General features: G+C 61.3%; 20 protein-coding genes. 10 read left to right on the plus strand and 10 right to left on the minus strand.

Annotated elements, in window-relative coordinates; genetic code table 11:
• Positions 1-51: 51 nt before the first annotated feature.
• Entirely contained in the window at positions 52-1,764 is a 1,713-nt protein-coding gene (locus tag ACR0CE_RS17475; RefSeq protein WP_480833333.1) for an adenylate/guanylate cyclase domain-containing protein, read from the plus strand.
• A gap of 165 nt (positions 1,765-1,929) precedes the next feature.
• The gene (locus tag ACR0CE_RS17480) at positions 1,930-2,829 is read left to right on the plus strand and encodes a hypothetical protein (RefSeq protein ID WP_480833334.1); all 900 of its coding nucleotides are present in this window, start codon (positions 1,930-1,932) and stop codon (positions 2,827-2,829) included.
• Between the two features lie 88 nt (positions 2,830-2,917).
• On the opposite strand, the gene rpsO is transcribed toward ACR0CE_RS17480, so the two are convergent.
• The 6 genes from rpsO to rbfA all read right to left on the minus strand — a co-directional run bounded on the left by rpsO (position 2,918) and on the right by rbfA (position 7,081).
• Positions 2,918-3,187, minus strand: coding sequence for a 30S ribosomal protein S15 (gene rpsO / locus ACR0CE_RS17485; protein WP_170329634.1), 270 nt, complete (start codon positions 3,185-3,187; stop codon positions 2,918-2,920).
• Between the two features lie 144 nt (positions 3,188-3,331).
• Entirely contained in the window at positions 3,332-4,366 is a 1,035-nt protein-coding gene (locus tag ACR0CE_RS17490) for a calcium-binding protein (RefSeq protein WP_480774269.1), read from the minus strand.
• A 94-nt stretch (positions 4,367-4,460) separates the two neighbouring features.
• A complete protein-coding gene (locus ACR0CE_RS17495) occupies positions 4,461-4,964 on the minus strand; it encodes a DUF1643 domain-containing protein (protein ID WP_480833335.1) in 504 nt (167 codons plus the stop codon).
• 21 nt (positions 4,965-4,985) lie between these two features.
• The gene (truB, locus tag ACR0CE_RS17500) at positions 4,986-5,891 is read right to left on the minus strand and encodes a tRNA pseudouridine(55) synthase TruB (RefSeq protein WP_480487926.1); all 906 of its coding nucleotides are present in this window, start codon (positions 5,889-5,891) and stop codon (positions 4,986-4,988) included.
• A 54-nt stretch (positions 5,892-5,945) separates the two neighbouring features.
• Positions 5,946-6,689, minus strand: coding sequence for a phosphodiester glycosidase family protein (locus ACR0CE_RS17505; RefSeq protein WP_480833336.1), 744 nt, complete (start codon positions 6,687-6,689; stop codon positions 5,946-5,948).
• A complete protein-coding gene (gene rbfA / locus ACR0CE_RS17510) occupies positions 6,686-7,081 on the minus strand; it encodes a 30S ribosome-binding factor RbfA (protein ID WP_209505090.1) in 396 nt (131 codons plus the stop codon). Before rbfA ends, ACR0CE_RS17505 begins: the two co-directional genes overlap by 4 nt.
• A gap of 92 nt (positions 7,082-7,173) precedes the next feature.
• Between rbfA and dapB the strand changes: the two genes are divergently transcribed.
• Positions 7,174-7,983 carry a 4-hydroxy-tetrahydrodipicolinate reductase gene (dapB, locus tag ACR0CE_RS17515; RefSeq protein ID WP_480547389.1) on the plus strand — a complete coding sequence of 270 codons (810 nt, stop codon included), beginning with the start codon at positions 7,174-7,176 and terminating at the stop codon, positions 7,981-7,983.
• A 39-nt stretch (positions 7,984-8,022) separates the two neighbouring features.
• The gene (locus ACR0CE_RS17520; protein WP_480833337.1) at positions 8,023-8,706 is read left to right on the plus strand and encodes a DUF2306 domain-containing protein; all 684 of its coding nucleotides are present in this window, start codon (positions 8,023-8,025) and stop codon (positions 8,704-8,706) included.
• Here ACR0CE_RS17520 and ACR0CE_RS17525 read toward each other — a convergent pair.
• Genes ACR0CE_RS17525 through tmpA form a run of 3 tightly spaced genes read right to left on the minus strand, consistent with a single transcriptional unit; the run spans position 8,693 to position 11,081 of the window.
• A complete protein-coding gene (locus tag ACR0CE_RS17525) occupies positions 8,693-9,361 on the minus strand; it encodes an ureidoglycolate lyase (RefSeq protein ID WP_480482837.1) in 669 nt (222 codons plus the stop codon). The genes ACR0CE_RS17520 and ACR0CE_RS17525 overlap by 14 nt on opposite strands.
• Positions 9,358-9,948, minus strand: a complete 591-nt coding sequence (gene tmpB / locus ACR0CE_RS17530; RefSeq protein ID WP_480482839.1) for a (R)-1-hydroxy-2-trimethylaminoethylphosphonate oxygenase — start codon at positions 9,946-9,948, stop codon at positions 9,358-9,360. The genes ACR0CE_RS17525 and tmpB overlap by 4 nt, the downstream gene beginning before the upstream one ends.
• Complete coding sequence (gene tmpA / locus ACR0CE_RS17535) at positions 9,945-11,081, minus strand: 2-trimethylaminoethylphosphonate dioxygenase (RefSeq protein WP_480833338.1); 1,137 nt, start codon at positions 11,079-11,081, stop codon at positions 9,945-9,947. The genes tmpB and tmpA overlap by 4 nt, the downstream gene beginning before the upstream one ends.
• A 99-nt stretch (positions 11,082-11,180) precedes the next feature.
• Here tmpA and ACR0CE_RS17540 point away from each other — a divergent pair, with 99 nt between their 5' ends.
• Positions 11,181-12,035: a LysR family transcriptional regulator gene (locus ACR0CE_RS17540; RefSeq protein WP_480622587.1), complete on the plus strand. Its 855-nt coding sequence runs from the start codon at positions 11,181-11,183 to the stop codon at positions 12,033-12,035.
• Between the two features lie 4 nt (positions 12,036-12,039).
• Here ACR0CE_RS17540 and ACR0CE_RS17545 read toward each other — a convergent pair whose 3' ends face one another.
• Complete coding sequence (locus ACR0CE_RS17545) at positions 12,040-12,222, minus strand: DUF1674 domain-containing protein (protein WP_480538530.1); 183 nt, start codon at positions 12,220-12,222, stop codon at positions 12,040-12,042.
• An 88-nt stretch (positions 12,223-12,310) separates the two neighbouring features.
• Here ACR0CE_RS17545 and ACR0CE_RS17550 point away from each other — a divergent pair, with 88 nt between their 5' ends.
• The 5 genes from ACR0CE_RS17550 to ACR0CE_RS17570 all read left to right on the plus strand — a co-directional run bounded on the left by ACR0CE_RS17550 (position 12,311) and on the right by ACR0CE_RS17570 (position 18,053).
• Entirely contained in the window at positions 12,311-13,570 is a 1,260-nt protein-coding gene (locus tag ACR0CE_RS17550; RefSeq protein ID WP_480833339.1) for an RsmB/NOP family class I SAM-dependent RNA methyltransferase, read from the plus strand.
• 89 nt (positions 13,571-13,659) lie between these two features.
• Positions 13,660-15,399, plus strand: a complete 1,740-nt coding sequence (locus ACR0CE_RS17555; RefSeq protein ID WP_480538534.1) for a heparinase II/III family protein — start codon at positions 13,660-13,662, stop codon at positions 15,397-15,399.
• Between the two features lie 22 nt (positions 15,400-15,421).
• Positions 15,422-17,011 (plus strand): bifunctional phosphoribosylaminoimidazolecarboxamide formyltransferase/IMP cyclohydrolase, encoded by a 1,590-nt coding sequence (purH, locus tag ACR0CE_RS17560; protein ID WP_480833340.1) that lies wholly within the window; start codon positions 15,422-15,424, stop codon positions 17,009-17,011.
• Positions 17,011-17,487 carry a signal peptidase II gene (gene lspA, locus ACR0CE_RS17565; protein ID WP_480833341.1) on the plus strand — a complete coding sequence of 159 codons (477 nt, stop codon included), beginning with the start codon at positions 17,011-17,013 and terminating at the stop codon, positions 17,485-17,487. Before purH ends, lspA begins: the two co-directional genes overlap by 1 nt.
• 50 nt (positions 17,488-17,537) lie before the next feature.
• Entirely contained in the window at positions 17,538-18,053 is a 516-nt protein-coding gene (locus ACR0CE_RS17570; protein ID WP_480482853.1) for a DUF3035 domain-containing protein, read from the plus strand.
• The last annotated feature ends 80 nt before the right edge of the window (positions 18,054-18,133 follow it).

An 18,133-nucleotide genomic window follows, 5' to 3' on the forward strand; every position in this document is an offset into this window, starting at 1 on the left:
CCTGACAGAACCGGATCACTGCGCTAACCTAACTTTCATCGGGGGGTGCGAATGAAAAGACGGCTTACGACAGTACTGGCGGCTGACGTTGTCGGGTACTCTGCGCTTATGGATCAGGACCGGCAGGGTACACTTGCAGCACTGAAATCGTTCCGTGACGACACGCTCACTGCCCTTCTGAAATCCCACAACGGCACATTGATCAAAAGCATGGGGGATGGCTGGATCGCTGAATTCCAGTCAACGTCCGACGCGTCGGATTTTGCGATTGCCCTGCAATTCTGCGACAAGCCCGAAGGGCTGCGGCTGCGCATCGGTATTCACACGGGTGAGGTCATTACAGAAGGCGAGGACATCTTCGGTGATGGCATCAATGTCGCTGCCCGGCTCGAAGCTCTGGCCAAACCCGACCAGATCCTGATTTCGGACACGGCGCATCACAGTCTCGACCGGGGCGATGCAGCCCTGTTCGACGGCGGCGGGCAGGCCGAGCTGAAGAACATCACGCGCCGCGTTGGTGTCTGGTGCTGGCCAAAGGGCTCAACCTCCAATCTTGCAACACCCGCCGACACCCGCCCGGGGATCGCCGTCCTGCCCTTCGACAACATGTCCGGCGACCCCGAGCAAGAGTTCTTTGCCGACGGTATAACCGAGGACATCATCACGGAACTGTCGCGCTTTCGCTGGCTGATGGTCGTGGCCCGCAACTCGTCCTTCATCTTCAAGGGAAAAACGACGGATATCCGCCAGGTCGGCCTGACGCTCGGGGTTCGGTATGTGCTGGAAGGATCCGTCCGCCGCGCGGGACAGCGTGTCCGGATCACCGGGCAGTTGATCGATGCGGAAAATGGCAGCCACCTGTGGGCCGATCGCTTTGACGGGGTGCTGGACGATATCTTCGAGCTTCAGGACAAGGTCACGCAAGAGGTCGTCACGGCGATCGAACCTTCGCTGCGCCAAGCCGAAACGAACCGGTCCCGCGCCAAGCCGACCGAAAACCTCGAAGCCTATGAACTCTATCTTCAGGCGCAGTCGCATTTTCATCTGCTGACAGATGACGCCAATCGCGAAGCCATCCGGCTGACAACGCTGGCGCTGGACCGCGACCCGGATTACGCCGCTGCCGCAGGGCTGCTGGCCTGGCTGCACATTCAGCGCCTTGTTCAGGGGCTCGATCCCATCGGCGAAGGGCCCAGGGCCGCCATCAGCGCCGCAGAACGCGTTCTCATGAGCGACCGCGCCGACGGCATTGCCATGGCTTATGCGGCGCATTCAATCTCGATGCTGGCCCGCGACTTGCCGCGCGCGCGGGCGGCGTTCAAACAGGCTCTGGCCGAAAACCCCAATGCTGCAAGTGTTCACATGCTCGCCTCTATCAACCTGTGCATGTTGAACCGGTCGGACGAGGCATTGGAACACGCAACACATGCCATTGAACTCAGCCCGAAAGACCCGATGCGCCATGCGGCGCATATCGCCCGGGCAAGTGCGCTTTTTCAACTGCGCCGGTATGACGAGGCCGCCGCCGCAGCGCGTGACGCTCTGGCCGTTCGGTCAGGATTTGTCATGAGCCACCTGATGCTTATTGCCGCCTTGGGCCAGATGTCGGATGCCGCAGCGGCGCAGGCGGCGATAAGCGACCTGCAAGCGCTGCGCCCCGATATCACCGCTTCCTCGGATCAGACCAGCCTGCCAATCTTTACCGTTCCGGCCTGTGCGGAAAGCTGGCGCGAAGGGTGGAAAAAGGCCGGTCTTCCCGAATAACGGCTGATCTACAGACACACGTTCTGCTGCGGCCACGAAACGCCGCGCGCCCCCCCCGGTTGGCGGTGACTGGTTGTTCAAGTGTGATGTTCACCACAGAGAGATTTCAAAACTCGTCTATTGTGCAGGCTTATTGTGTCAAAGTTAATGAAAGTAGGTTTACCCATGAAGCTCCATTCCGCCTCTGGCATTTCATTTAACCCTGATGTGTTCGACGAGTCATTCATCGAAATGCTCGACAAGCTCCCCGAGGACGCGGTCGAGGATATCGACCTTGATGCAGGCCCGAAGATGCCGCTGATGACAGCCCCCGCCGCCGAACCAAGCGCGGCGGACGTGGCCGCGATCATGGAAAGCGCATGGGAAGAGCTTTATGCCTCAGACGAAGGGGCCGATATCCGCGCGCTTCCGGCCGACCAACAGGCGCAGATCAAGGCGCGGTTCCTGTCCCCCGACCCGATACCCGAGACCGAAGCCGCCACGGTTCCCGTCGATGCCGCGCCGTTTTCGGTGCAGGAAACTGCGGACAGCCTGATCCTGATGCAGGGGGACACGCCGCTTTTGGGGGCACCGCTGGGCACCAGCAGGAAAAAGCGCAAGAAAGCCGCGCTGAACACCTTTATCGGGGCCGCCGCCAAGGCGTTTGCCGATATCATCACGATGGCCATGGCCGCGCTGGGGGTTTATCAGGCGCTCGGAACCAAGACGGTCACGCGGGCCGGGGCCGGGATTGCCGTCAAATGCAGCGGCCCGATCAGCCGCCATGCCGGCGCAATCGCCAAGGCCGGAACGGCGGGCAGCGATCTGGCCATGATGAAGGCCATGCTGGGCGTCGCCAAGGCGTCCGTCGGGTTCACCAAACTTGCCGGCATCGTTCTGACCGACATGAGCGGCCTTGAAAAAGCCGCCGCGATTGCCACCTGCGTCGGCGGCATGACACTGGCCGTCGCCTCGGCAAGCGGGTCGTTCTGGGTGTCGATGCTAGCGATGGTAACCGCAGTTGCGATGTTCGTGATCGACACCGCCTTGGCGGTCGATACCTACAAAAAGTGGCAGGCAATCTGACCCGGAATCAAAAACGCCCGCCAATTGGGCGGGCGTACAAATCTTACAAACCGGGGTTCAGAACCGGTACAAAACGTAACAAATACGTTTAGCGGCGGATGCCCAGCTTTTTGATCAGGTCCTGGTAGCGCGCCTCTTCCTTGCCCTTCAGGTAGTCCAGCAGCTTACGGCGCTGAGCAACCATTTTCAGCAGACCACGACGACCGTGGTTGTCTTTCTTGTGGGTCTTGAAGTGCTCGGTCAGGGTGTTGATGCGCGAGGTCAGGATAGCAACCTGTACTTCAGGCGAACCGGTGTCGCCTTCTTTGGTTGCGAATTCTTGCATGACGCGTGCTTTTTCTGCGGCAGTGATCGACATCGGGGTCTCCTTTAAAAGGTTAGAGTTGATGGCGCAGGCCGGGATGTCGTCCAGCACAGGCCCATGGAGAAAACCGCACCGATTCCGATGCGGATGGGCGCGTATAAGCGCATTTGACCCAAATGGCAAAGGGTTTCTGCGGGCTCAGGCCATCTGCCCGTATTGCGCCAACTGGGCTTCGGTGATCAGCTGAATGTCGGCCGCTGTCATCCCTTCGGCACCATATACCTGCGCAACTTCCTGGCCATCTATGAAAACCCTTGTCAGGTTGGCGTTTTCGGCGTCGACCTCAACCTCGATTGCCGGGTCGGTCTCATCCTCCCACGTCACCAGCAGCTTGTCTTCGCCGGGTTGAAACCCCATCACGGTCACCTGATCGTCGCCTGGGTTCAACACGATATCATCGGCCCCGTCTCCGCCCGTTACCACGTCTTTGCCGCCTGCCAGAATGGTATCGTCACCCGCACCGCCGTTCAGGAAATCCCTTTCGGCGGCCCCCTCTTCGATCCCGAAAACAAAGTCGTCTCCATCCCCGCCAAAGACGGTATCCTCACCTTCGCCCCCGTTCAGAACATCGTCCCCGAACCCGCCCTGCAACGCATCATCCCCTGCGCCACCGTCCAGCCTGTCGTCGCCCTGACCGCCAAACAGTTCGTCCTCACCCGCACCGCCATCCAGTGTGTCGTCACCAAAGTGACCGTAAAGGGCGTCCTCCCCGTCATCTCCGAACAAGAGGTCGTCATCCGCCTCACCGTGCAGGATGTCATTTCCCTGCCCGCCCGATATCTCATCCGCGCCGTCGCCCCCGTGCAGAACGTCGTTGCCCTTGGCACCGCTTATCGTGTCGTCCCCGCCATAGCCGTTGATCTGATCGACACCGTCCTGCCCGGTAATCACGTCCGAACCATCGTCACCGGCAATCACGAGATCGCCTTCAAACTCCGAGATCACAGTCCCGGTGGAGGGTGCCTCGTCACTGTCCGGCGAAGGTTCGGTGTCGGTGCTTTCCGGATCTTCGACACCCTCGCCGATGACCAGAAACTCACCAGTATCAACCTCGGCTGATGGTTCACCTTCGGGGTTTTCATCCGGCGTGTCGTCCTCTTCGATCAGAAAATCGCTCATCGCGTAAGCAGCGCCGCCAATGGCGGCCAGTCCAAGCAATCCGGCCAGAAACATGGAACCCCTCCGAAAGCATGATGCTCCGAGGGTGGAATATCCCATATCGCCCGTCACAGGGTCAAAGGTAAACCTTTGAAATGGTTAACCCTTGTCACCAGAGCTCAGGCTGCTGCGTATAGGCGATATAAAGCGGATGTTTGGGGTGTCCGTCCTTGGTCAGGCCAAGATGGAACAGCGATTGGCCGGTTCCGCGCAACAGGGTTTCCACCGCAGGGCCGCGCCCCAGATGCGCGCCGTGCGTGCCCCAGGCCGCGATGACCTGATCGGCCCATTGCACACCGTCCAGAATGGCCGCGTCATTCTCGGGCCCGACCGGATCGGCGGCAGCCCGCATCTTGCGCGGGTCGGTATCGCGCCACGCAAAGATGTTCGTGACCTGAAACGCGCCGAACCCAAGCGCGCGTGCGCGCCGTTCACAGCGTTCCACCGTCGGGTCGTTCTGCACCTCGGTCGCGGTTGACGGGTTCAGCATCACAAACAGCGCCTTGCGACCTTCAGGGTCCCAGATGCGGGTCAGGCTATAGCGGTATTTCTCGCAATCGGAATAGATGGCGGTCGAGGGCGCGTCGCCCTTGGTATGGGAACGGGTGATCATGCCCTTCGCCTAACACGGCTCTCAGTCGACGAACACCCGGCTGGGGTGCAATTCACCGGATTTATAGATGCCAACGGCCACGGCCTTGCCGTCGAATGAAGCCCAGGCCTCGTCGCCGTATTCAATGTCTGAGGCCAGCACCATGCCCGGATTGCCATTGCGCAGACGGGTTGCCCCCTCGGCGGTGCATTTCAGCTCGGGCAGGTCGGACAGGCCGGTTTCCAGCGGGTGCAGATATTCGTCCAACGCGGTTGTTTTCGCCATCTCGTCAATCTGCTCGATGCTCAACCCGTCCTCGGCCTCGAACGGGCCGGACCAGATGCGGCGCAGTTCCTTGACGTGGCCGTGGCACCCCAGCGCCTCGCCCAGATCGCGGGCGATAGACCGCACATAGCCGCCTTTGCCGCAGGTCATCTCCAGCACCACGTGATCTTCGTCGGGGCGGTCGACAAGGATCAGTTCCTCGACCCAGAGGGGGCGAGCGTTCAGCTCCACATCCTCCCCATCACGGGCCAGTTTATAGGCGCGCTGGCCGTCGATCTTAACCGCCGAGAATTTGGGCGGTACCTGCATGATATCGCCCAGAAACGGGGTCAGCGCCTGTTTGATATCGTCATCCGAGGGGCGCGCGTCGCTTTGCGCGATCACTTCGCCCTCGGCATCGTCCGTGTTGGTGGCCTGCCCCAGTCGCACGGTAAAAGTATAGGCTTTCAACGCATCGGTGATATAGGGAACGGTCTTGGTCGCCTCGCCCAAGGCAATTGCCAGAACGCCGGTCGCCTCGGGATCCAGTGTGCCCGCATGGCCCGCCTTTTTGGCATCCATCGCCCAACGCACCTTGTTGACCACGGCGGTCGAGGTCATGCCCGCGGGCTTGTCCACCACCAGCCAGCCGGAAATGTCGCGACCCTTGCGTTTGCGTCCCATCTTGCACCTTGAATCTTGCTAAGGCGCGCGAGTTAACGGATCACTCTGCCACTGTCAATTTGCGGGCGTTTCTTCGACGACGCCGACAATCGGCCCCAGCGAGAACCCCAGATCCGAGCGGTTGCTGGCCCGCTCATACATCCGCGAGATATTGCCGTCGAAAAACAGCGCGTTTGGTGTGCCAAGCACATCGCGGAACAGACGCCCGAACTCGTGGAAGGTGACATAATCTTCCGAGATCGCAAACACCGCACGCGTACCATCGGAACTGGTGCCGACGCCATTGCGAACATAAAGCGAGGTCGAATCGGGCAAGAAGCGCGGGTGCAGTTCTCCGTCGATCACAAGCATAGGGCCGGATTGGGTGGCAAAGCGGCAGGTGGGGGCCTGATCCACGTAATCAAGCGTTTCAAACACATCCGCCCGGCCCTCACGGATGCAGAACACGCCATTGGGCAGCAACCCGAAATTTCCGGGGCCGGGGTTGGTGATCACACGCATCTGCTCCTGGCCGTCCTCGACATAATGGCCAACGGGTGAACGGTCGTCGTGATACATGCCCGCGTTCATCGCAAAAGCCAGCCGTTCGCCTTCCGGGGCCAGCACTTCGTTGACCGACGAAAAATACCCCAATACCTGACCGTCTTCGCCGTTAAGAAACAGCCTCAGATCTTCATTGGCGGCATCGACGTTGCAAACCGTATAACGTTTGTCCTCATGGGTCAGCTTTTCACAAGTGACCGCTCCTGCCTGCGCGGCCCAAAGAAGCGTCGCCAATGTGACAAACGTGCGGATCACTCGTCCAGATCGCGGCGCACCGCGTCCTGTTCGAACATGCGGCGGGTGTCGTCCAGACGGTCGAACGTGTCATCCAGCCGAAAGCGCAGATCGGGCGCGAATTTCAGGCCGACTTTCTTGCCGACCATGCGCCGCAGCTCACCCTTGTTGCGGGCCAGAAGTTCGATCACGTCCTCCTGCCCTCTGCCGCCAAGGGGCAGCACATAGGCGGTGGCGATCTTCAGATCGGGCGAGGTGCGCACCTCACCCACGGTGATCGACATGCGATTCAGGTCGGGGTCGTGGACATCTCCGCGCGCCAGAACTTCCGACAGGGTGCGGCGGATCAGTTCGCCGACACGCAGCTGCCGTTGGGACGGGCCGGGGCCATCATGGAATTTGTTCTTTGCCATAATCCCCGATCTAAGCGCAAAGCGGGGCTTTGCCAAGCGGGCGCGAACCGGGTAGGAGGCTTTGAGCCGACTTAACGAAAAGGACCAGCGCAATGACCCATATTCCGGGGATCGTCATCACAGGGGCTTCGGGCCGTATGGGGCAGATGCTGATCAAGACCGTGACGGACAGCGATCAGGCGCGTCTGGTCGGCGTGGTCGAACGCAAGGGCCATGACTGGATCGGTCAGGATGTGGGCACGGTCATGGGCGGGCAGGCGCTGGGCGTTACCGTCACCGACGACCCGCTGGAGGCCTTTGCGCAGGCGCAGGCAGTGATCGACTTCACCGCGCCCGAGGCGACACTGGAATTCGCTGCGCTGGCGGCGCAGGCGCGCTGTGTGCATGTGATCGGCACCACCGGCATGTCCGACGAACAGATCGCAGCACTGGAACCCGCGTCCCGCCATGCGGTGATCGTACGAGCCGGAAACATGAGCCTTGGCGTCAACCTTCTGGTGCAATTGACCAAAAAGGTCGCAGCTGCGCTGGATGAGGATTTCGATATCGAAATCATCGAAGGTCACCACCATCACAAGGTAGATGCACCTTCGGGCACCGCCTTGATGCTGGGAGAGGCCGCAGCCGAAGGGCGTGGCGTTGAGTTGTCGGACGTGTCCGACCGGGGTCGGGACGGCATCACCGGCGCGCGCAAGCGTGGAGATATCGGCTTTCACGCTATTCGCGGCGGCGACATCGTGGGGGAACATGATGTCCTGTTCGCCGCCCCCGGAGAACGCATCGTCCTGCGCCATCTGGCCACCGACCGCGCCATCTTTGCCCGCGGCGCGTTGAAAGCGGCGCTGTGGGGGCAGGGCAAATCCCCCGGTCAATATGACATGGTGGATGTGCTTGGGCTGTAAGCCATAGACGGGCCGCTCGACGGCGTTACACTCGGGCGTATGCGGAACCTGACATCACGTGTGATGACCGGATTGGTGCTGGTCCTGTTCTATCTGACCCTGCTGCCCTTCGTCGCGCAGGGGTTTGACATGATCGGCGTCGGGCTGTCTGAGAGCGCGGCACAAAAAAGCTACTTGTTTGCCTATGACCAGAGTGTCGCTAATGCGGCGATGATGTTGCATATCCTTGCCGGAACGGTGTTGGTGGCTCTTGTGCCGCTGCAGCTGCTGAAAGGGCTTCGGCTGAAATACAATCGGTTTCACCGCGGCTTGGGTGTGGCTCTGATTGCGTCGGCTTTGATCACCGGACTGGCAGGAATGACCTATATCCCCCTGCGGGGAACGATCGGTGGACCGATGATGTCTGCAGCGTTTTTCTTGTATGGGCTCTGCCTGTTCACTGCAGCTCTGATGGTGGCGCGCATGGCTATATTCGCGGATCGTGCTGGCCATTGGGCATGGGGTCTGCGTCTGTTCTGGCTGGCGCTGGGGTCGTGGCTCTACCGTGTGCATTATACGGTTTGGTATCTGTTGACCGGCGGGTTGGGGTCAGAGCCTGATTTCTCGGGCCCTTTCGATCAGGTTCAGAACTTCGCGTTCTTCGTACCATACCTGCTGGCTACGCAGATTTGGATCGCGCGTTGCCGATCTGCTCATCGGGGGGCTCTGATCACAAATCCCTGATCTTGTCGGCGCGCAGCGGGCAGGCGAGGTAGACGCCAAATTCCTGACCGATATCAGCGCTGACGCGGGCGTGCACCGCACCCTGCCGATCGAGGAACCGCTGGTTGTCTTCAACCGGGAATATCCCCTCGTGCCAGATACCGGGATGGATATACAGCCCGCGCGAACCGTCGCACCAGAACGCCACCACCTTTTCTGGTGTCAGGTTGTCGCCGGGCAACGCGGCAGGAATGATGAAGGGCTTGTTGTCGAGCGGCCAGAACATCTGCCCGCCATCCGGGTGGTAGTTCATGTGCCACAGCAGCACCTGATCGCGGGGCGCTGTTTGGCGGCTTGTCTGTGCCTGCTGCGGATCGGTGGACCAGCCGAGGACATAGTGGCCATTGACCGCTTCGTTCTCGCCATAAAGCACGTCGCCCTTCCACTCACCGCGAAAGGTGCCTTCGACCCAGCCGCCTTCGTCGCCGGTGCCTTCATCGATCGGCCGCCACCCCTGTTGTGGCCAGCGGGTGATCTCGATCTCGAACCCTTCGGGATCATCGATCAGACACCCATAGCCTTTGACCGAGGCGTCCGTCGCGCGGATCAGGGGAACCTCGTGCCAGGGCAGCGAGGGTTTGGTGCTGGCTTCAAAGATGTATTCCGGGGCGTTCATGCGGCCTCCATGTGTTTGTCGACCATACGCTGCACCATCGGCGCAAAATGTGCAAAGTCAGGGGTTTCCATGTCGGCGCGTTTCCCGGCCTCATCCAGATAGCGGACCTGGATAATCTCTTTCAGGTTCGGGTTGGCTTCGAACACGGCAACTTCTTCGGCGCTCATCGGACCACCTTGCAGTTCCAACGTGTGAACCGATGCGGCGGACAGGCGATTGAAATACTCGGGTTTGGTGGCACAAAGATACCGCTTGGCCGCCACGTGATAGCGGCAGCAATCGGTGATGACCGAAGGGAAGAACTGCTCCAGTACCTCGGCGCCCGCGTCCTCATGATGACGGTCTTCGGTGTCATCCGGGTGGTAGGTGCCGAACTCGGATGTGAAATGGCCGATGTCGTGCAGCAAGGCGCCCACGATAATTTCCTCGGGCATCCCGTTCTGCTCGGCAATGGTGGCGCCTTGCAGCATGTGCTGGGCCATGGTGACAGGCTCGCCCAGATATTCTTCACCGCCGCGGCGCGCAAAGATGTCACCGATGAAGGCAACGATATTGTCCCGGTTCAGTGTCGAGAAATCGGGTTTCATTCCGCCGCCTCCGGATGCGCCATCTCCATCGCCGCCAGTGTGGACAGCAACCCGTCCTTGTCGGCGTAACATCCCTGCAACCAGCGCGATCCGGCCCCGGAATAGCCAAGCCGCGCGTGCAGGACGCGGGTGTTGTCGACGATAAAGCTTTCCCCCGGTTCCAGTTTGAACGACACGCCCATCGCCGGATCGTCGATGATATCTCCCAGTTGGCGATAGGCGGCGTAATAAGCCTCCATCTTGTCAAACGGCACATCCACAAAGGGGGCGGAAGAGCGGTTGTTGAAGCGGATGCCGATCAACTCACCATCCGGCGACAACTCGATCATCGGGCGGCGCGACCGCAGGCAGACCCCGTCCGAGCCCTTGTATTCGAACCGCGCCGGATATCCGGTCAGCAGGGCAAAGCCTTCGGGGTTTGAGTCACGCAGTTTTTCGATGGCGCGGAAGCCATCAACAACAATGGACTCCCCGCCTTCAGCCGAGTTTTCCAGACAATAGAGGATTTGCAAGGTCGGCACCGGGTCGCGATAGGGGTTGTCGGTATGCGCCTGAAGGCCAAGCCCGGTATAGGCAAGGTTGGTCGGGTTCACCTCGGTCCGCACCTCGAAATAGGGGCCATAATTGGTTTCGCGGACATAGCCGAACAGGTCAGCGACCTTCAGCAACGATTCAGGCTCGGTCGGGCCGCCGGTCAGCTTGGCAAAGCCGAACTCGGCCACAGCGGCCAGCCAATTGCGCTTGGCCGCCGGGCTGGCATGGACCTCGTTCCAATCGCCGCTGGGCGCGGCGATGCCACTTTCCCAGGTCGTGATGCCGGGGGCGATGCGACCCAGCGCAATGTCATGATCGCGGTCGTAGCTGTTTTCGGCCAACCAGTCCGCCGGGAAGGTAACGATTTTGCCCTCAGGCTGGAACGTGACTTGCAGGTCGCCCGCGACCACCTCGGCTGAACTGACCGAGATGTCGGCAGGAATATCGCCGATGGTGATCAGGCGCTGACCGTTGCCCGGCGCGCGGGTATCAGCGTCCAGCGCGTTGTCGCGCAGCCAGATGGCGTGGAAACGGGCCTTGGCCCCGGTGTCGAACGCGACTGTAACAATCGAGGTGTCGTGGGTGGCGGTGCGCAGCATTGGGGGTCTCCTGTTCGGCGCGAGCTTTGGTTGAGCAGATACGCCGTTCGTGGCATTACGACAATTAATCCTTATTTCGGCTGAGGCTTGGAAAAACTAATGGCTAAAAATAAGACCGGATTACCGCCGCTGGATTGGTTGCGTGTGTTCGAAGCCGCTGGGCGGCTTGGCGGGTTTTCGGCGGCTGCGAAAGAGTTCGGGTTGACGCAGGCCGCCGTCAGCCAAAGGATCGGCAATCTTGAGGCTTGGCTGGGCCGGTCCCTGTTTGTGCGCGAGGCGCGCGGCGTGTCACTGACGGTCGAAGGCGAAAGCTATCTGCCGCTGGTGCAGGACAGCCTGCTGGCGTTGGAACGCAACACTGAGGATCTGTTTGGAAAATCGCCACGCGAACTCAGGGTCGCCGGGTTGTCATCAAACATCCACGCCCTTGTTGTACCAGCCCTGCCTGTGTTCCGAAATCTGCGCCCCGAGGTGCGGGTGATGACCGACTCGGTTGCGCGCCGGTCGTCGCTGGATGAGGAACGCACCTGGCTGCAAATCCGCTATGGTCGCGGAGTGTGGGCCGGGCGCGACGCGGCGTTGATCGCGCATGAGGTGCTGGTGCCGATGGCCGCGCCGGGCGTTGAATGGGGTGCCCCCCTGATCGATCTGCGCGGCGAGCGTCCTGGCTGGCGCGAGTGGAACCGGAAATACGGGCATGGGGACGTCGCGCCATCTCATGTCAGTTTTGATTCGATGGAACACGCCGTTTCGGCGGCAAGGCGCGGTATGGGGATTGTGCTGGGCTCGGTTCCGCTGGCGTCCGGTGATCTAAAGGATGGCCGGTTGCGCAGGTTAGAGCTGCCAGAGCTGCAGACCAAGGACGGGTATTGGCTGACATGGCCCGAAGATCGGGCGCAGTCCAGAAAACAGCGCGCCCTGATCGATGATTTTCTGAAGGCGCTGCGCGGCTGAGGGCCTAGAAATCGATGGCGATGCCTTTCTTTTCCCAATCACCGTAACGGGCGGGGTCCAGCCCATCGCGCCCGCCCAGTTCCTTGGGCATTTCCCTGGCTTCGGCCTTGGCTTTTTGGCGGCGTTCTTCCGCTTCGGCCAGCGCGCGTTGGGCGGCGGGGGGCAGGTCTTTGCGGTCGTCACTCATGACATCGGGTTCCTTTCCGTGCATAGCCTTGATATACGCCCGCGTCCGCCAATGGCAATGCGGGCACAGGTCACATGAAGGCGGTACCATGACAAACAGCGCGACAGCAGCACGGCGCAGCGCAATCTATCTGTTGGATCAGGTTCTGGGCGAAGGCCGCCTGTTGTCTGAATGCCTCGCTGCGGGCGCTTTGGATCGGTTGGGGCCAGAGGATCGCGCGCGTGCCCAGCGGCTGGCCTCGGAAACCCTGCGCGGGCTGGAGCGCGCCGACCGTCTGCTGGACAATCACCTGAACCGAACACCCGCCCTGACCGTACACAACGCGCTGCGGCTGGGCGCGGTCGAGCTGTGCAACGGGGAAGCTGCGCATGGGGTGGTGAACTCCATGGTTGAAATCATCAGCCGCTCGCGCAAGCACGGGCGTCTGAAAGGCTTGGTGAATGCCGTTTTGCGCAAGGTCGCGTCCGAGGGTCCCGAAGCATGGCCGAAAATGCGTGTCCCGCGTCTGCCGGAGTGGTTGCGAGACCCGCTGCTCGCGGCGTGGGGTTCCGAAGCGGTTGCCGGAATGGAACAGGCGCATTTCGCGGGCGCACCACTGGACCTTACACTGAAGCCGGGGGCAGAAGGCCCTCCGGGCGAAAAACTGCCCACCGGGTCTGTGCGTATTCTGGATGCGGGTCAGGTCTCGGCCTTGCCGGGATACAAGGCTGGGGATTGGTGGGTTCAGGACGCGGCAGCCGCGCTGCCGGTGCGTGTTCTGGCACCGAAGGCGGGCGAGAAGGTGTTGGACCTTTGCGCAGCTCCGGGCGGTAAAACCATGCAACTGGCCGCGGCGGGGGCGGATGTGACGGCGCTGGATGTATCCGCGGCGCGCACCGAACGCGTGCGCGAAAACCTCGCCCGGACCGGGTTGCAGGCAGAGGTCATCGTGGGTGACGCGCTGGACCATCAGGGCCAGTACGACGCAATTTTGCTGGACGCGCCCTGCTCGGCCACGGGTACGATCCGCAGGCATCCTGACTTGCCGTTTGCCAAGGATGGCTCGGAATTTGGCGGATTGATCGAATTGCAGGCGCAGATGTTGGCCCACGCATGGACGCTGCTGAAACCCGGCGGGCGGCTGGTCTATTGCACCTGTTCGCTTTTGCCGGATGAGGGCGAGGTTCAGATCGAAGACGCGCTGGGCATGTATCCGGACATGCGTGTTGATCGCGAGGCACTGAAGCTCTCCGGCATCGAAGACAATTGGATCACCGAGGAAGGCGGCCTGCGTCTGCGGCCCGACTACTGGCCCGATCGCGGGGGTATGGACGGGTTCTATATCGCCTGCCTGAACAAATCCGCCTGAGCGCACGCTTTTCGATGACTTGACGATCGGCGCGGTCTATCGTTGGGTCTCAAGCGCCAGCAGAGCGCAAGGGGCAGAGTAACACGCGCATGTCAAATTCGGACACCATGGCCAGTCGGTGGATGCGGTTGCAGAACCGTTTCTACGCGCGTCTCAGCCAACGGCAAAAGGCAGCTACGGGGTTTGTTGCGCAGCCCCAGCCGCGCACCGTTGGTTCGTTTGCGCGCGGGCGGCAGCTGGTTGCGGGGAATCTCTTGTTCGCCGGCTATTTGGTCGAGGCAGACGATACAGCGTTGTGGGATGTCATTGCCCCCAGCGCCGGCTTTGACGAGGAACGCCATGGTTTTGCATGGCTGGATGATCTGGCCGCCGTCGGTGATATGCGCGCACGGGAAAAAGCGCAGCGCTGGGTTTGGGGCTGGATCGAGGCGCATGGCCGCGGACAGGGCCCGGGCTGGGTGCCTGACCTGACCGGGCGGCGGGTGATGCGCTGGATCAACCATGCACTCTTTCTGCTGCGCGGGGCAGATGAGAAGCAAAGCAAACTGTTCTTTCGGTCTTTGGCGCAGCAAACATGGTTCCTGTCCAAGCGCTGGCAGGCCGCGACACCCGGGTTGCCGCGTTTCGAGGCGCTGGCCGGTCTTGTGCAAGCCGGGTTGGCGCTGGAGGGGTTGGAGCAGATGGCCGATCCGGCCCTGCGGGCTTTGGCTGGCGAGTGTGACCGGCAAGTGGATGCGCAAGGCGGTATTCCAACACGCAACCCGGAAGAGCTGCTTGAAGTGTTCATGCTGCTCAGCTGGACGTCGGCGGCGCTCAGCGATCTTGGACGCGGTACACCTGTCGCGCAGGCCAAGGCGATCAAGCGGATTGCACCGACCTTGCGCAGTCTGCGCCATGCGGATGGCGCGCTGGCGCGGTTTCACGGCGGTGGGCGCGGGGTCGAAGGGCGGCTGGAACAGGCGCTTGCGCAAAGCGGCGTCAAGCACAAGGCGGCGACCGAACTGCCAATGGGCTATGCCCGCCTGTCCGCAGCACGCACCACGGTGATCGTGGATGCCAGCGCGCCGCCGTCCGGAGCGGCCTCATTCAACGCGCACGCATCCACGCTGGCGTTCGAGCTGACCTCGGGGCGTCGCCCTTTGATCGTGAATTGTGGATCGGGGGCCAGTTTCGGGTTGGATTGGCGCCGTGCCGGGCGTGCGACCCCATCTCACTCAACCCTGTGTCTGGACGGGTTCTCGAGCGCGCGGTTGGCCAACCCGTTGCCGGGCCGCGAAAGTCAGGCGCTGGTCGATGCGCCGCGGGACGTTCCGGTCGATTTTGAAGATGCGTTCGAAGGCATCCGTTTCATGGCTGGGCATGACGGATATGTCAAAGTCTTCGGGCTGACCCACGCGCGCACATTCGAATTGCGCTTTGACGGGCGTGAGCTGACGGTCGAGGATATTCTGCTGACCGCAACCGACAAGGCCAAGCGTCAGTTCGACAGGGCGATGGACGCCTCGGGCCTCAGGGGCGTTGGCTATGACATCCGTTTTCATCTGCATCCTGACGTTGATGCTGCGCTGGATCTGGGCGGGGCGGCAGTGTCGATGGCGCTCAAAAGCGGCGAGATCTGGGTTTTCCGCCATGATGGTGTGGGAAAATTATCTGTCGAACCAAGTGTTTACCTTGAAAAAGGACGTTTAAAGCCACGCGCGACAAAACAGATCGTTCTATCTGGCCGCGCAATGGAGTATGCGACGCGCATCCGGTGGACGCTGAGCAAGGCGCAGGATACAGCCTATGCCGTGCGCGATACGCACCGGGACGAGCCCAAGTTTGACTGACGCCAAAAGGACCTTTGGACCCATGACTGACCTTCACCCCGTGCGCCGCGCGTTGCTTTCCGTTTCCGACAAGACCGGGCTGATCGAGCTGGGCAAGGCGCTGTCCGAGCGCGGGATCGAACTGTTGTCGACCGGCGGCACAGCCAAGGCGCTGCGCGATGCAGGGCTTGAGGTTCGCGATGTCAGCGAAATCACCGGCTTCCCCGAGATGATGGATGGCCGGGTCAAAACGCTGCACCCGATGGTGCATGGCGGGTTGCTGGCGCTGCGTGACAATGACACCCATGTTGCGGCGATGGAGGAACATGGCATCGGCGCCATCGACCTGCTGGTCGTAAACCTCTACCCCTTCGAGGCAACCGTCGCCAAGGGCGCGGGCTATGACGAATGTATCGAGAATATCGACATCGGCGGCCCGGCGATGATCCGCGCGGCCTCAAAAAACCATACCTTTGTGAACGTGGTGGTGGATGTCGAGGATTATTCCTCCTTGCTGGATCAGCTGGAAGAAAACTATGGCAAGACATCCTATGGCTTCCGCCAGTGGCTGGCGCAAAAGGCCTATGCCCGAACAGCGGCCTATGACGCCGCCGTGTCGAACTGGATGGCCGATGCGCTGCAACTGGACGCCCCAACGCGCCGCGCATTTGCTGGCGAGTTGAAGCAGACCCTGCGGTATGGTGAAAACAGCCACCAGCAGGCAGCGTTCTACACGGACGGCACCAACCGCCCCGGCGTCGCCACCGCCGTACAGCATCAGGGCAAGGAACTGAGCTATAACAACATCAACGACACGGACGCGGCCTTTGAGCTGGTGGCCGAGTTTGATCCGGCGAATGGCGCGGCTTGCGCCATCATCAAACACGCCAACCCTTGCGGTGTAGCCACAGGTTCAACCCTTCTTGAGGCGTACAAGGCGGCATTTGACTGCGACCGCACCTCGGCTTTTGGTGGCATTGTTGCGCTGAACCAGCCGCTGGATGAAGAAACAGCGCAAGAGATTACGGGCATCTTCACCGAGGTTGTAATCGCCCCCGGTGCCTCGGACGAGGCCAAGGCGATTTTTGCCGCCAAGAAAAACCTGCGCCTGCTTACGACCGAGGCGCTGCCGGATGTAACCGAAGGTGGCAAAACCGTCCGTCAGGTGGCCGGCGGGCTGTTGGTGCAGGACAAGGATAACGGCTTTGTCGGCATGGACGACCTCAAGGTCGTGACCAAGAAAGCCCCGACCGACGCGCAGATGCGTGACCTGTTGTTCGCGTGGAAAGTGGCCAAGCACGTCAAATCCAACGCCATCGTCTACGTCAAGGATGGCGCGACCGTGGGTGTTGGCGCGGGGCAGATGAGCCGAGTGGATTCGGCCCTGATCGCGGCCAAGAAAGCCGAACGTATGGCCGAAACGCTGGGCTTGCCGCAACCGCTGACCATCGGTTCCGCCGTGGCATCGGATGCGTTTTTCCCCTTCCCCGACGGGTTGATGGAAGCCGCCGAAGCGGGCGCGACCTGCGTCATTCAGCCGGGAGGGTCCATGCGCGACGATGAAGTCATCGCCGCAGCGGATGAGGCTGGTCTGGCGATGGTCTTCACCGGTATGCGTCATTTCCGTCACTGATGCGGTCACGCCTGCTTCTCTGGGCGGCCTTGGCCGCCTTCGCGATCGACCAGATCAGCAAATATCTGGTCGTTCACGTCCTGCGCGTGGCTGAACGGCCCGACGGTATCGATGTTCTGCCACCGCTGCTGGTGTTCAAATACGGCGAGAATCGGGGCATCAATTTCGGCCTGTTTCAGGGCGACTCTGAGGCTGCGCGCTGGTTTTTGATCGGTGTGTCCGTGGTGATCTGCATCGGTGTGCTTGTCTGGCTTGGTCGTTCGACGCGTTCGAAATTCATGTTGTTCTGTGGCGGCATGCTGATCGGCGGAGCGCTTGGGAATGTGGTCGACCGGCTTCTTTATGGGTTTGTTCTGGATTTCCTGAACATGTCCTGCTGTGGCATCAACAACCCGTTTGTGTTCAACTTGGCGGATGTGCTCATATTCGCCGGAGCGCTGGGGCTGGTTTTGTTTGACGGCAAAAAGCCCTCGTGACGCGCGGAATGATATGCGATAAAAGCGCCTGAAACAGGCTGGAGACACCAATGCGGATGCCGCGCGCCATATTTGTTCTGACAGTTGCCGCTGCGGTTGCGGCATGTTCGAATCCCGGACTGCGGGATCTGGCGCCTCCGGGACAGGGTCCGGATGAGTTTTCGGTATTGCCGGTCAAGCCGCTGACCCAGCCTCAGGATTACGCGTTCCTGCCGGCACCGACGCCGGGTGGTGGAAATCTGACAGACCCGACCCCTCAGGCCGATGCGGTGATCGCGCTGGGCGGTAATGCCGCCGCCCTGAACCCCAATGCCGGTGTGCCGTCGTCGGATGCAGCGCTTGTGACGGCGTCCAGCCGTTATGGCGTGCCAGCCGATGCACGGCAAGTGGTCGAAGCCGAGGATGCCGCGTTCCGCAAACGCCGGGGCCGCTGGACCGGTCTGCGCCTGTTCCCCGTCGACCGCTATAATCAGGTCTACGAACGCCAGTCGATCGATCCGTATTCGGAAACCGATGCCGCCCGCCGGGCCGGGGTCGAAACCCCGACCTCGCCCCCGAATGAATAATTCTTAACTTTCCGTCATCGGGCTTGAACCCGGGCCGCACCACCGTAGTTTGAATACTATAAAACGAAACGGAGGATGCC

This window comes from Ruegeria sp. L11, from assembly GCF_056531755.1.